Annotated in this window: 14 protein-coding genes; 9 read left to right on the plus strand and 5 right to left on the minus strand. The window is 57.5% G+C overall.

What is annotated here, in order from left to right:
• Positions 1 to 10 precede the first annotated feature (10 nt).
• A complete protein-coding gene (locus tag BAR1_RS16660; protein ID WP_118944539.1) occupies positions 11 to 259 on the plus strand; it encodes a ParB N-terminal domain-containing protein in 249 nt (82 codons plus the stop codon).
• A 23-nt stretch (positions 260 to 282) separates the two neighbouring features.
• Here BAR1_RS16660 and BAR1_RS16665 read toward each other — a convergent pair whose 3' ends face one another.
• Positions 283 to 1,020 (minus strand): hypothetical protein, encoded by a 738-nt coding sequence (locus BAR1_RS16665; RefSeq protein WP_118944073.1) that lies wholly within the window; start codon positions 1,018 to 1,020, stop codon positions 283 to 285.
• 225 nt (positions 1,021 to 1,245) lie between these two features.
• Here BAR1_RS16665 and ilvD point away from each other — a divergent pair, with 225 nt between their 5' ends.
• The 6 genes from ilvD (at position 1,246) to BAR1_RS16695 (ending at position 8,127) form a co-directional block, all read left to right on the plus strand.
• Positions 1,246 to 2,979, plus strand: a complete 1,734-nt coding sequence (gene ilvD / locus BAR1_RS16670; protein ID WP_118944074.1) for a dihydroxy-acid dehydratase — start codon at positions 1,246 to 1,248, stop codon at positions 2,977 to 2,979.
• Complete coding sequence (locus tag BAR1_RS16675) at positions 2,979 to 3,680, plus strand: hypothetical protein (RefSeq protein WP_118944075.1); 702 nt, start codon at positions 2,979 to 2,981, stop codon at positions 3,678 to 3,680. Before ilvD ends, BAR1_RS16675 begins: the two co-directional genes overlap by 1 nt.
• 33 nt (positions 3,681 to 3,713) lie before the next feature.
• Positions 3,714 to 4,487, plus strand: a complete 774-nt coding sequence (locus BAR1_RS16680; RefSeq protein ID WP_118944076.1) for a DUF6478 family protein — start codon at positions 3,714 to 3,716, stop codon at positions 4,485 to 4,487.
• A gap of 20 nt (positions 4,488 to 4,507) precedes the next feature.
• Positions 4,508 to 4,876 carry a hypothetical protein gene (locus BAR1_RS16685; protein WP_118944077.1) on the plus strand — a complete coding sequence of 123 codons (369 nt, stop codon included), beginning with the start codon at positions 4,508 to 4,510 and terminating at the stop codon, positions 4,874 to 4,876.
• A 68-nt stretch (positions 4,877 to 4,944) separates the two neighbouring features.
• Positions 4,945 to 6,975: an NADPH-dependent 2,4-dienoyl-CoA reductase gene (locus BAR1_RS16690; RefSeq protein ID WP_118944078.1), complete on the plus strand. Its 2,031-nt coding sequence runs from the start codon at positions 4,945 to 4,947 to the stop codon at positions 6,973 to 6,975.
• A gap of 246 nt (positions 6,976 to 7,221) precedes the next feature.
• Complete coding sequence (locus BAR1_RS16695) at positions 7,222 to 8,127, plus strand: LysR family transcriptional regulator (protein ID WP_118944079.1); 906 nt, start codon at positions 7,222 to 7,224, stop codon at positions 8,125 to 8,127.
• Positions 8,128 to 8,167: 40 nt separating this feature from the next.
• On the opposite strand, the gene BAR1_RS16700 is transcribed toward BAR1_RS16695, so the two are convergent.
• The 4 genes from BAR1_RS16700 to BAR1_RS16715 are packed head-to-tail and all read right to left on the minus strand — an operon-like array spanning position 8,168 to position 11,163.
• Complete coding sequence (locus BAR1_RS16700) at positions 8,168 to 9,109, minus strand: OmpA family protein (protein WP_118944540.1); 942 nt, start codon at positions 9,107 to 9,109, stop codon at positions 8,168 to 8,170.
• A gap of 17 nt (positions 9,110 to 9,126) precedes the next feature.
• Positions 9,127 to 9,690: a peroxidase-related enzyme gene (locus BAR1_RS16705; protein ID WP_118944541.1), complete on the minus strand. Its 564-nt coding sequence runs from the start codon at positions 9,688 to 9,690 to the stop codon at positions 9,127 to 9,129.
• Positions 9,691 to 9,715: 25 nt separating this feature from the next.
• Entirely contained in the window at positions 9,716 to 10,435 is a 720-nt protein-coding gene (locus tag BAR1_RS16710; RefSeq protein ID WP_118944080.1) for a GNAT family N-acetyltransferase, read from the minus strand.
• A complete protein-coding gene (locus BAR1_RS16715) occupies positions 10,432 to 11,163 on the minus strand; it encodes a competence/damage-inducible protein A (protein WP_118944081.1) in 732 nt (243 codons plus the stop codon). Before BAR1_RS16715 ends, BAR1_RS16710 begins: the two co-directional genes overlap by 4 nt.
• A 45-nt stretch (positions 11,164 to 11,208) precedes the next feature.
• Between BAR1_RS16715 and sfsA the strand changes: the two genes are divergently transcribed.
• A complete protein-coding gene (gene sfsA, locus BAR1_RS16720; RefSeq protein ID WP_118944082.1) occupies positions 11,209 to 11,916 on the plus strand; it encodes a DNA/RNA nuclease SfsA in 708 nt (235 codons plus the stop codon).
• Positions 11,917 to 12,012: 96 nt separating this feature from the next.
• Positions 12,013 to 12,825, plus strand: a complete 813-nt coding sequence (map, locus tag BAR1_RS16725; protein WP_118944083.1) for a type I methionyl aminopeptidase — start codon at positions 12,013 to 12,015, stop codon at positions 12,823 to 12,825.
• The last annotated feature ends 49 nt before the right edge of the window (positions 12,826 to 12,874 follow it).

Raw genomic sequence — 12,874 nt, forward strand, 5'->3', positions numbered from 1 at the left:
GAGGCCCCTTATGCTGGTCAAAGAACTTTTCCCCGTCGCCCAAATCCGCGTGCCGGTCAAACGCGCCAAAACGCTTGATCCGGCCAAGGTGCAGGAAATCGCCGAAAGCATGCTGGAAGAGGGCCAGACCACGCCCATCCGGGTGCGCAAAAGCAAGGATGGTTATGTGCTGATCGAAGGGCTGCACCGTCTGGAGGCGCTAAAGGCGCTGGGCGAGGAAACGGTCGAGGGATATCTGGTAAGGGCGGTGCTGCATTGAGGGGGAGAACGGCAGAACCAAACCTAGTTCGCCTTGGGGATGTCGCTGGCGCAGATTACAGGCGGTTGCACAAGGCTGTAAGAGCGCCCAAACCTTCTGCCTGAATAACTCCATTGTCTTGCTTGCATTCCTGAAATTTCAATGATCCTAGGTGAGTGTTCCCCGATCAATATGCCCAATGTTAAATCTTCTATGGAATAGATCCTTTGGGCACGTTCGTAACTATGGCTATTATTATAGTTATACTCATAGGTAGGTGTCTGAATCAGACATGTTTTTGAAAGATCAGTTTCACGAACAACCGTATAAAGCGGCTTTGAAATAAAGTAATAAGCGGTAACTGGCACAACAAGAATTGCCAAAGACATTGCGATTGCAATAGACCACGCCCACCTTATATTTTGCACAAAAATCAGAATGGCACAGATAACCCCAATAGATGCCACTCCACTTAAGCCGTGGTTATTATATCTGCTCCCAGTTTCAGGAAATGAGGTGGCCACGGCTCCAAAAAACGTCAAAATTATCAGAAACGATATGACAAGATTTGTAATGAAGAGCTGAGTTGAGCGGTGGATCAGCGCCGAGATGTAACAGGCCAAGTTGAGGCCAATAGCCAAATAGAAACCCGTTTCAAGCGGCGCGCTCGCCCATGTACGGCCATTGGTTCCCAACAGAATGTAAATAATGGTCAAAAAAGCAAAGGTAACGGGTAAAAGTGCAACGATAGTTGCAAAAGAAATTGATCTAGGTTTAAGCATTTTACGCCTTTTGGAAAGCTGACCTGTGCCAAAACCTATATTGATCACGAGAAATCACAAGAGAGTTTGGCAAGGGCGTGAATCAGCGCATTGCAAACAAAAGGCCACTATTCTTCAATAGCCACCATTATCTGGCCGAACCTTCCTATTATCCCACCTCATCCCCACTTGAAGCCACCGCCCCCATCCCCTATTCAAATCCTAGGCATTATTCAGGGGTCCATCATGAAAAACATCAAGTTCGACAAATCAAACCTTCCCAGCCGTCATGTTACCGAAGGGCCGGAGCGGGCGCCGCATCGCTCTTACCTTTATGCGATGGGCCTGAGCGAGGAAGAAATCCACCAGCCGCTGGTCGGTGTCGCCACCTGCTGGAACGAGGCCGCGCCCTGTAACATCGCCCTGAGCCGTCAGGCGCAGGTGGTCAAGATGGGCGTGAAAGCCGCCGAAGGCACGCCGCGCGAATTTACCACCATCACCGTCACCGACGGCATCGCCATGGGCCACGAGGGGATGCGTTCCTCTCTTGCCAGCCGCGAGGCGATTGCGGATTCGGTTGAACTGACCATGCGCGGCCATTGCTATGACGCGCTGGTGGGTCTGGCCGGTTGTGACAAATCCCTGCCCGGCATGATGATGGCGATGGTGCGTCTGAATGTGCCCAGCGTATTCATTTACGGCGGGTCGATCCTGCCCGGTCGTCTGGATGGCCGCGACGTGACCGTTCAGGATGTGTTCGAGGCCGTGGGCCAGCATCAGGCGGGCAACATGACCGACGCCGAGCTGGAAATGTTGGAATCGGTTGCCTGCCCCTCGGCCGGTGCCTGCGGTGGCCAGTTCACCGCCAACACCATGGCTTGCGTGAGCGAGGCGATCGGCCTTGCCCTGCCCAATTCTGCTGGCGCCCCCGCCCCTTACGAGAGCCGCGACCAGTATGCCGAGGCATCAGGCGTGGCGGTGATGAACCTGCTTCAGAAAAACATCCGCGCACGCGATATCGTCACCCGCGAGGCGCTGATCAATGCGGCGCGTGTGGTGGCCTGCACCGGTGGCTCGACCAACGCCGGTCTGCACCTGCCCGCGATTGCCCACGAGGCAGGCATTGATTTCGATCTGACTGACGTTTGCGACATCTTCCGCGACACCCCCTATTTCGTCGATCTGAAACCGGGCGGGCAGTATGTGGCCAAGGATCTGTATGAAGCCGGCGGCGTGCCGGTGATCATGAAGGAACTGGACAAGGCCGGCCTGATCCACCGCGATATCATAACCTGCACCGGCCGCAGCATGGGCGAGGAAATCGACATCGTCACCCGTCAGGCCGACGGCAAGGTGATCTATCCGGTGGAAACGCCGCTGTCAGCCACTGGTGGTGTGGTTGGCCTGAAGGGCAATCTGGCCCCCGATGGCGCGATTGTAAAAGTCGCCGGCATGGAAGCCGATCAGCAGGTCTTTAGCGGTCCGGCCCGTGTGTTCGAATGCGAGGAAGACGCCTTCGAGGCGGTGCAAAAGCGCGAGTATAAAGAAGGCGAGGTTCTGGTGATCCGCAATGAAGGCCCCGCCGGCGGCCCCGGTATGCGTGAAATGCTGGCGACCACGGCGGCCCTGTCGGGTCAGGGCATGGGCAAGAAAGTGGCGCTGATCACGGACGGCCGTTTTTCGGGTGCGACCCGCGGTTTCTGTGTGGGCCATGTTGGTCCCGAGGCTGCACATGGCGGCCCGATTGCAATGGTGCAGGATGGCGACATCATCACGCTGGATGCGATCAAGGGCGAAATCTCGGTCAACATTGACGATGCGGAAATGGCCAAACGCAAGGACGCATGGGGTGGTCCGCGCAAGACGATCTATTCGTCCGGTGCCTTGTGGAAATACGCCCAGCAGGTTGGTCCGACCAGACTGGGCGCTGTCACCCATCCGGGTGCCAAGGCCGAAGGCCATATCTATATGGACCTTTGATGCTGCGGCACTTCGGGATTGCGCTGGCATCCCTGATGGTACTAACCGGTTGTGCAGGAACGGGCGGCGGCTTTGCCCTGCCCAAACCCGCGCCCGAACAGATCAGGGTCGCAAACAAGGAAGTGTTGATTGCAGGGCCAAAAGGGTTCTGCATTGACCCGACCGAAACACAGGACGCGGACGGCAGTGCCTTTGTCCTGCTGGGCAGTTGTGCGGCGATTGCAAATTCGCGCAGCAAACCACACCCGAAAGTGCCTGCAATCCTGACCGCTACAGTGTCCCAAAAAAGCACAAACCCGCCGATAACCGGTTCCATGCCCGCTCTGGCGGAATTCTTTAGATCAAAAGCAGGCCGCGCGGCGCTGAGCCGGGACGGGAATGCAGACACCGTCGAGGTGGTCAAAACACTGGATCGGGACGGCGTATTCTATATCCGCGCACGGGACAGCAGTTCGGACATATTGGCAGGGGCGGCGAATGAATACTGGCGGGCCTTGTTCGACGTGAACGGCCGGATTGTTTCGGCCTCTGTATTCGGGCTTAGGGAACATCCGATTGCTTCTGAAAAGGGCTTTGAGGTCTTGCGGGGGTTCACCAACCGGATCAGAGCCGGAAATACCGCAGGCCCCGACAAGGTTGTCACGGAAAACAAACCGCGCATCCCCTTTTTCAAGCGGGTGTTTAAAAGGAAACCCGAATAGGGTTACATTGCGGCAAGTATAATCAGGAATGACATGGCAAACCGGTTCAGTAATATTATTCAGAAAGCCGCCCGGCGCAGATCATTGCGCCACTGGAACAGATTGGCACAAGCGGCCCGTGGCATGGATCTGGCAACATTACGTGCGGTCCGTTCCTCGGCCCGCGCCCTGATACGACCCTTGCGCGATGTGATGCATGTGGCCGACAGCCGGTTGATGCTGCCCTTGATCGGGTCAAACGCCATTCAGTCACCGCCGAATTCCGACTGGTCCTATCGACCGGAACTATGGCGCGGTCCGATAGAACCGCGCGGTATCGCTGCCGTGCGCAACAAGGCCAAGCTGGGGGCCGAGGCAATGGTATTCCACGATTGCAAAATCAGCGAGTTGACCCTGCGCCAGATCCGAAACACCCATGAACGCGATCTGGCCCCGTTTGGCCTGACGATGGATGTGTTCAAATTTGACGGCACCTATTTGTCACTGGTGCTGAACCTGCCCGATACGGCGGTTCAGGGCCTGAAGAAAAAACACCTGCTTCGCTTGGATGCCATTGTCGAAATGGAAAAGCCGCTGGAAATTTTCGCCCGCCTGAACATCAAACACGGTCCGAACACCGAACAGATCGTGCGTGAATTGCCGCTAAATCAGGACGAGGTGATGGTGGAATTCGATCTGGCCTATACCCGTCTGAATGACAAACGGGCCGAACGCATGTGGATCGAGCTGATATTTGAAGGTCCACAGATGAACCGGATCATCCTGCGCGACATCACCTTCAACCGCCGCCCGCGTGCCGAACTGTAAACACAGGAGGGAACCCGCCCATGAGCGAGCCAACACTGACCGCAACCCGCCTGTCCGAAGGTGTCTGGGAAGGCGTTTTGACCGGTTACAGCGAAGCACCCGACATCGAAGCGACCCATCTGGGTGTGCCGCTGGATGGCGTGACTGTCACACAGGACGGGGACAATGCCCGCTGGCTGGTGCAAGTGCCCGTTCCCGCTTCGGCTCTGTCGGACGGGTTGCAGACGATTGTCATTTCCGACAGGCGCACTGGCGCTACGCTGAACAGTTTTACCATTCTGGCCGGTAGCGATCTGGATGATGACATCCGCAGCGAAGTCGCCCTGTTGCGGGCCGAACTGGATATGTTGAAAAAGGCGTTCCGGCGCCATTGTGTCGAAACCATGTGACGCCGCGTTTCGGGTGACAGAACGGCAATTCCCGTGCAGCCTGTTGCGGCAATCAAAGGACGTGCAAAATGACCGAATATTCCCGCCTGCTGGCCCCGCTTGACCTTGGCTTTACCACATTGCGCAACCGCGTTTTGATGGGGTCGATGCACACTGGTCTGGAAGAAACCAAAGACTGGTCGCGGGTGGCTGAATTCTACGCCGAACGGGCGCGCGGCGGGGTTGCCCTGATTGTCACCGGCGGCATGGCCCCGAACCGCGAAGGCGGGGTGTTCCCGGGTGCGGCAGGACTGTTTAGTGACGAAGACATCGCCAACCACCGCATCATCACCGACCGCGTGCATGAAAACGGCGGCAAGATTGCAATGCAGATTTTACACGCGGGCCGCTATGCCTATAGCCCCGAATGCGTGGCCCCTTCGCCTATCAAATCCCCGATTTCGCCGTTCCCGCCCAAGGAACTGGACGAGGAAGGCATCGAAAAACAGATTTCCGACATCGCCACCGCCGCCGCCAATGCGCGCAAGGCCGGTTACGACGGGGTCGAGGTGATGGGATCCGAGGGCTATTTCCTGAACCAGTTTCTGGTCACCCACACCAACAAACGCACCGACCGCTGGGGGGGATCTTATGAAAACCGCATGCGCCTGCCGCTAGAGGTGGTGAAACGAGTGCGCGCCGCTGTCGGGGATGATTTCATCGTTATCTACCGGCTGTCGATGATCGACCTGATCCCGAATGGTTCCACATGGGACGAAGTGGTGGAGCTGGCCAAACGGGTGGAACAAGCGGGCGCAACCATCATCAACACCGGCATCGGCTGGCACGAGGCACGCATTCCCACCATCGCCACCTCGGTTCCCCGCCGCGCCTTTAGCTGGGTGACCAAAAAGCTGATGGGGCAGGTCACAATTCCGGTGATCACCTCGAACCGGATCAACACGCCTGACGTGGCCGAAAGCGTGCTGGCCGATGGTTGCGCCGATATGGTGTCGATGGCGCGCCCCTTTCTGGCGGATGCGCATTTTGTCGATAAAGCCGCTAATGGCCGCGCCGCCGAAATCGCACCCTGTATCGCCTGCAATCAGGCCTGTCTGGATCATACGTTCTCGGGCAAGATCTCGACCTGTCTGGTCAACCCGCGCGCCTGTTATGAAACCGAACTGCTGCTGACCCCAGCCCAAGCGCCGAAAACTGTTGCGGTTGTCGGTGCCGGCCCTGCCGGTCTGGCGGCGGCGTTGACGGCGGCGCAGCGCGGGCACAAGGTGACCCTGTTTGACAAGGCCGATGAACTGGGCGGCCAGTTGAACATGGCCAAACAGGTGCCGGGCAAAGAGGAATTTTACGGGCTGGTGGACTGGTACCGCACCATGGTGGCCCGCGAAGGGATCGACCTGCGGTTGGGGCAAGTGGCCGATGTAAAGGCCCTGCAAGGGTTTGACGAAGTGATCATCGCCACCGGTGTTATCCCCCGCGACCCGCAGATCGACGGGCAGGACCGCGACAACGTGCTGTCCTATATCGATGTGTTGCGCGACAAGGCCCCTGTTGGCAAACGGGTAGCAATCATTGGCGCGGGCGGTATCGGGTTTGATGTGGCGGAATATCTGGTCCACAACCCCGATGAACACCTGACCGAAGATCTGGAGGCGTGGAAACGCAACTGGGGCGTGGGTGATCCTGAAGAACAGCGCGGCGGGCTGGACCCGGCAGGGCCACAACCCGCACCCCCTGCCCGCGACGTTGTGTTGTTACAGCGCAAGGCGGAAAAGGCGGGCAAGCGGCTGGGCAAAACCACCGGCTGGATTCATCGGGCCGAACTGAAGATGAAGCATGTGAAAATGCTGACCGGCGTCAATTATGAACGGATTGACGATGCGGGCCTGCATATCTCCTTTGGCGAGGCCCGCGAAAACCCGCAGGTGATTGCCGTGGACACCATTGTTCTGTGCGCCGGTCAGGTTTCCGAACGGGGGTTGGCGGATGCGCTGGCAAAGGCCGGTATCACCCCGCATGTGATCGGCGGGGCCGATGTGGCAGGTGAATTGGACGCCAAACGAGCAATCGAACAGGGCACACGTCTGGCAGCAACCATTTGAACAGGTTTCGGGGTCAATTACCCGCTGACCCCGCCGATTGTTTTCATTCCAGTGCCAAAATTGTGGCATTTCACGGAATTGCCTTGATTTGTTCTTGGTAAAATTCCTGTAAAACAAGGGTGTTCCCCTGTTTCCGCATTCGGGACGATCCCAAACAAACCCCAGTATTGTCCGGCCCTCTCCCCATTCTTGCCTGAATTGGCGGCGATATATTTATCACTGCCACATAACACTACAGGAACAAAGATGGATAGATTAACTGAGATGGAGGCCTTCGCCACCGTTGTGGATCAAGGCGGCTTCACAGATGCCGCCCGCAAGATGGGCATCTCCAAATCAGCCGTATCAAAACATGTCTCATCGCTTGAGGCGCGTCTGGGGGCGCGGCTGCTAAACAGAACAACCCGGCGGGTTAGCCCGACGGAAATAGGACTGGCATATTACGATCGCGCACGCCGCGTTCTGAACGATGCCGGAGAAGCGGATGCACTGGTAACCTCTATGCAAACAGCACCTTCTGGACTATTGCGAATTTCGGTTGCAACGGATTTCGGCGTGAACCATTTGTCGCCGATACTGGGCGAATTCCTACAGGAATTTCCCGATATCACCGTCAATATGGTGCTGAATAACCGCTACGTCGAACTGATTTCGGAAGGGTTTGACCTTGCTGTGCGGATCGGAGAGCTGGAGGATAGCACGCTGCGTGCCCGAAAGCTGACCGAAACCACAAAACGCATGGTCGGTTCACCCGCCTATTTTGAAAAATATGGCCGTCCGCAAAAGATCGACGATCTGAACGAACACAAGCTGTTGCACTATTCAAACCAGTCCAACGGCAGCGTTTGGAAACTGACCGCCCCGTCCGGCGAAAAACGTCAGGTGCGCACAGCTGGCTGGCTGTCGGTGAATGACGGGCAATCGCTGTTGAATGCGGCTGTTTCCGGCCTTGGCATCGCCTATTTGCCCAGCTTCCTTTATGCAGATGCGCTGGCCAAGGGCCTTGTGGAAGAGGCCATTCCGGACCTGCCCAATGAAATGCAGGGGATCTATGCGGTCTACCCACCCGGCCGGTTTACCCAGCCAAAGGTGCGGGCCTTTATTGACTTCCTTGTGCAGTCATTTGCCAGCAAAGGGCCGGATGCGTGGTAACATGCCTGCTACAGGTCTGTGAGCGTAAATGGTGACAAAGTTAGCGGGTCGAGGTGTCTATCACTTCGACCCGTCTGTTTTGGGCACGGCCGTCTTCGGTCATGTTGGTGGCGCGGGGGGATAGAAACCCGTTCCCCTCGGCGCTGATTTGTTTCTTGTCTACGCCATAGTCATTGATCAGGCGGCGCACCACGGATGCCGCACGTTTCTTGGACAGGGCAATATTTCCAGCCAGCGACCCTTCGGCATCGGTATGGCCAACCAGTGCGAATGTGCGGTCCGGATGCGCCTTTATGTAATCGGCCAATGCGGCAAGCGAGGCAAAGTCGCCCACCCCTAGATCGGACGATCCGGTTTGAAACACCAGATCTTCCAGAATGTAGTGCCCTTTTTCCTTTAAAGCTTGCTCCAGCGGCAATGCCGGTTGCTCTGCGGGCGGCGGTTCGGAAATGCTGATCAGGGCGGGGCTGGTGGTCGTGGTGACCAACGCGGTTTCATCTGTGGGTTCACCGACACGCACCAACTGCACAAAACCGGCATTCTGGCTGCGACTGACCAGCAGGGTGACATATTCGGGGGTATCATCCGTTTTGCGTTCGGCCGAAAGAAACCGGAAATCGCCCAGATCAACATGCATCACGGGTTCGGGTATCACATCGGTTTCAAACCGGAAATCGAACCCGCCGCAGGCATCGGTTGCACACTCGAAAACCACCTTGAACCCATCATCTGTCAACTGTTTCTTCAACGGGTCAAGAATTTGCAGCGTTGTCAGGCCGGTTGCTGTGATCTTCCATGCCTGTTGCATCACTTCGCCTTCGGCCTTAACCGATGGCAGTTCGCCATTTTGCCACGCGCCAACCGGCACCTTGTAGCTGCCGCGTTCGTTGATTTTTTCACCTGCAAGCACCGCATTGCCCGGAAAATCCAGCAACGCGGCCATCGTGGCCATCGGCATCAAGGCAACGCAAGCAATGGCCATTATAAAGGTTCGGATACTCATCGGCTTTGTGAATGATACTCGTCATTGGGGCGCATATCCGAGGCCGAAGCCACGCGGTTCGTCATGTTAAAGAACGCAGCCACCGCACCGATATCCCAGATATCGCGATCACTGAACCCGACATCGCGCAGCGCCTGACGGTCGGGTTCTTCGATTCTGGCGCTGTCCTCGGTCAGTTTGGCGGCAAAATCCAGCATCGCCTTCTGGCGGGCGTCCAGATCGGCGGCGCGATAGTTCATTACCATCATTTCCCCGAGGATCGGATCACCCGACAATTCCCGCACCGCAGCACCATGCGCCGCAAGGCAATAGTAACATTTGTTGATCGACGAAACCACGACCGCAATCATCTCGCGTTCCAGTTTGGTCAGCCCGCTGTCGCCCAGCATCAGGTCGTTATACAGCGCCGCAAATGTGTTCAGCTTGTCGATATCAAAGGCATAGGCCTGCAAAACATTTGGGATCAGCCCCAGTTTATCGGTGCAGAGGTCGAAATATTTCTGTGTACCCTCGGGTAATGGCTCGACCATGGGCAGGTCGAGGGCGATCGGTCGTTTCATATCTTTTGTCAAACCTGCTAAGCCCTTATTTTTGATCTTTTATTCTGTAGTGGTAGTATCCCACATTTTCCATCCCCAGGGAAGCATACAGCCGGTTTGCGGGCAGATTATCGCGCAGGCAAATCACGCTGAAACCGGTGGCACCGTTATCTTGTGCCCATTTTGCCGCGACCCCCATGATGTTGACGGCCACGCCCTGCCTGCGCTGCTCGGGCACGACTTCCAGCGCATGCAGCATGGCGGTGGTGCCGTGGATGGCCACATAGGCGACACCGGCGGCGCGGTCGTTCTGGCGGGCAAGGATGGCGGTTTTCGGCCCCCTGGCGCGGGCCATCACGGCCTGACGTCCCGCGCCGATCCCCTGTTCGGTCCAGATTTCATTGATGATGGCCAGCGGTGGCCAGACCGCAAAGGCGGCAAGACGTTCGGGGGCAATTTTGGTCAGGGTTTCAACGGGGCAGGCATACTGGTTTACCGGATCCTTGATGCGATAGCCTTTGGCCTCGAGCAGGGCATCCAGCGCCTCGTCCCCCTGCCGGATCATGAACAGATGCGGTTGCCCCAAGGCATCCTGCGCCTGTTCCGCAACACTGATATCTTCGGACGTTACAGGACCGTTGGCAGTGGCCGACGATACCCGCTGCCCCCCGCCATCACCACGCCGGATGGTCCAGTTGCCCACGGTCAGATATTCGGCAGCGGGCCATGTGGCATCGGTGGTTTGATACAGGATTTGCGGCGTCATGTTCCATCCATCGGGAAAAGGGCGGCCAGACGCGCCATTGCAGCGTCCAGTTCAGAGGCTTCGGTGCCGCGTCCGACAATGTTGGTGCCGTAGGTGCCGTTGCTGTAAAACGGATAGGATCCGAACGAAAGATCGGGAAATTCCGCCGCCAGAGCGGCCAGCGGTTTGGCGATCACCCCTTCGGGCTGCATCAGGCGCAGGGTTCTGGACAGCAGCGGTTTGCCGCCCGACAGGGTGGGCAGCAGAGAGGCCACCATCGCCTGAAAGATCATCGGCACACCGGCCATCACATGCACATTCTTCAGGGTGAAACCAGGGGCGGCCGAAATCGGGTTTTCGATCAATTCCGCCCCGTCGGGGATACGGGCCATGCGCAGGCGGGCCTCGTTCATTTCAACACCGGCCTGTTCGTAATGCGCCATCAGCAGGGCGCGGGCATCGTCGCGCACATCAATCGGTGTGCCAAAGGCTGCGGCAACGGCATCGGCGGTGATGTCGTCATGTGTCGGCCCGATTCCGCCCGAGGTACACACATGGTCGTAATGGTCCGAAAGATATTGCACGGCAGCAATGATCGCACCTGTATCATCAGGCACCACGCGCACCTCTTTCAGATCAATCCCGTGCCCTGTCAGCGCGCCGGCCAGATGGTGCGTGTTGGTGTCCTGCGTGCGCCCCGAAAGGATTTCGTCGCCGATCACCAGCATGGCGGCAGTTGGGTTCATCATCGTGCTTTCCTTGTGCGCTTCTGCGAACAGATATATGCCTAACCCATGCGCTTTCAAACCCCCCTTGTCCCCGCCACCCTGATCCGCCGTTACAAACGCTTTCTGGCCGATGTGCGGCTGGCGGACGGACAAGTGGTGGTGGCCCATTGCCCCAACCCCGGCTCGATGATGGGGCTAAAAGACGAAGGGCTGAAGGTGTGGCTGGAGCCAAACGATGATCCAAAGAAAAAGCTGAAATATGGCTGGCGTCTGGTTGAATTTCCCGATGGTGCCTTTGTCTGTGTCGATACCGGCGTGCCCAACCGTGCAGTGCGGGCGACGCTTGAGGACAGGGTGGTTCCGGAACTGGCCGCCTATAACGTGGTGCGGCCCGAGGTGAAATATGGTGAAAACAGCCGCATTGATTTTCTGCTGCAAGGGGGCGGGTTGCCGGATGCCTATGTCGAGGTGAAAAGCGTAACTTTGATGCGGCAGGCTGGGCTGGCCGAGTTTCCGGATGCGGTGACGGCGCGCGGGGCGAAACATCTGGCGGAACTGGCGCGGATGGTGCAGGCGGGGCATCGGGCGGTGATGCTGTATCTGGTGCAGCGCACGGATTGCGACCGGTTCACGCTGGCCGGTGATATTGATCCGGCTTATGCGAAGGCCTATGCCGGAGCGCGGGCGGCAGGGGTCGAGGTGATTTGTTACGGCACGCGGATTTCGCCCGAGGGTGTTTGGGTGGCAGAACCCGTGCAGGTGATCGAGGGTTGATGCCTCCCGCGGGGATATTTGAGCCATTTGGAAGGGGGTGTCTGGAAGTTTGCCTGCGGCTGTATTATCTAGGGCGAAACAAGCAGGAGAACGGCTGTGACAGACAACGGCGGGCGCGTCACCAAAGACGGTATTCGGATTTACCAGCCGAGCGATTTTGCAGGGATGCATGCGGCAGGAAAACTGGCGGCGGAAATTCTGGACAAGGTGACCGCGCTGGTGGTGCCCGGTGTGACAACCGGCGAGCTGGACAAGTTCATCGAGGATTATGTGAACGATGCCGGCGCGGTTTCGGCAACGATTGGCTATAAAGGCTACAAGCACGCCAGTTGTATTTCGGTGAACCATGTGGTGTGCCACGGTATCCCCGGTGACAAGCGGATCAAGGATGGCGATATTCTGAATATCGACGTGACCGTGATTGTTGACGGGTGGTTCGGTGATACCAGCCGGATGTATGTGGCCGGCAAGCTGGGGCGCAAGGCCGAGCGGTTGATTCAGGTCACCCATGACGCATTGATGAAAGGGATCGAGGCGGTCAAGCCCGGCAATACTTTTGGTGACATCGGTCACGCAATCCAGAGCTATGTGGAAGGCAACCGGATGTCTGTGGTGCGTGATTTCTGCGGGCACGGGTTGGGACGGGTGTTTCACGCGCCGCCCAATGTTCTGCATTACGGCCGTGCAGGCACCGGCCCTGTACTGGAAGAAGGTATGATTTTCACCATCGAGCCGATGGTCAATCTGGGCCGCCCCGAAACCAAGGTTCTAAAGGACGACTGGACCGCCGTGACCCGCGACAAATCGCTGTCGGCGCAGTTTGAACATTCGATCGGGGTGACGGCGGATGGATACGAGATTTTCACCCTGTCACCGGCTGGAAAATTCCACCCGACATGGGGCGGATAAACACCGAGTTTAACCATACATGACGGCGGGACATTCCCTGATTTACGAA

The organism is Profundibacter amoris, assembly GCF_003544895.1.
In the GTDB taxonomy this organism is placed as follows: domain Bacteria; phylum Pseudomonadota; class Alphaproteobacteria; order Rhodobacterales; family Rhodobacteraceae; genus Profundibacter; species Profundibacter amoris.

Coding starts and splice junctions, on each gene's coding strand:
- BAR1_RS16660 (WP_118944539.1), top strand. CDS start 11: ATGCTGGTCAAAGAACTTTTCCCCGTCGCCCAAATCCGCGTGCCGGTC.
- BAR1_RS16665 (WP_118944073.1), bottom strand. CDS start 1,020: ATGCTTAAACCTAGATCAATTTCTTTTGCAACTATCGTTGCACTTTTA.
- ilvD (WP_118944074.1), top strand. CDS start 1,246: ATGAAAAACATCAAGTTCGACAAATCAAACCTTCCCAGCCGTCATGTT.
- BAR1_RS16675 (WP_118944075.1), top strand. CDS start 2,979: ATGCTGCGGCACTTCGGGATTGCGCTGGCATCCCTGATGGTACTAACC.
- BAR1_RS16680 (WP_118944076.1), top strand. CDS start 3,714: ATGGCAAACCGGTTCAGTAATATTATTCAGAAAGCCGCCCGGCGCAGA.
- BAR1_RS16685 (WP_118944077.1), top strand. CDS start 4,508: ATGAGCGAGCCAACACTGACCGCAACCCGCCTGTCCGAAGGTGTCTGG.
- BAR1_RS16690 (WP_118944078.1), top strand. CDS start 4,945: ATGACCGAATATTCCCGCCTGCTGGCCCCGCTTGACCTTGGCTTTACC.
- BAR1_RS16695 (WP_118944079.1), top strand. CDS start 7,222: ATGGATAGATTAACTGAGATGGAGGCCTTCGCCACCGTTGTGGATCAA.
- BAR1_RS16700 (WP_118944540.1), bottom strand. CDS start 9,109: ATGGCCATTGCTTGCGTTGCCTTGATGCCGATGGCCACGATGGCCGCG.
- BAR1_RS16705 (WP_118944541.1), bottom strand. CDS start 9,690: ATGAAACGACCGATCGCCCTCGACCTGCCCATGGTCGAGCCATTACCC.
- BAR1_RS16710 (WP_118944080.1), bottom strand. CDS start 10,435: ATGACGCCGCAAATCCTGTATCAAACCACCGATGCCACATGGCCCGCT.
- BAR1_RS16715 (WP_118944081.1), bottom strand. CDS start 11,163: ATGATGAACCCAACTGCCGCCATGCTGGTGATCGGCGACGAAATCCTT.
- sfsA (WP_118944082.1), top strand. CDS start 11,209: ATGCGCTTTCAAACCCCCCTTGTCCCCGCCACCCTGATCCGCCGTTAC.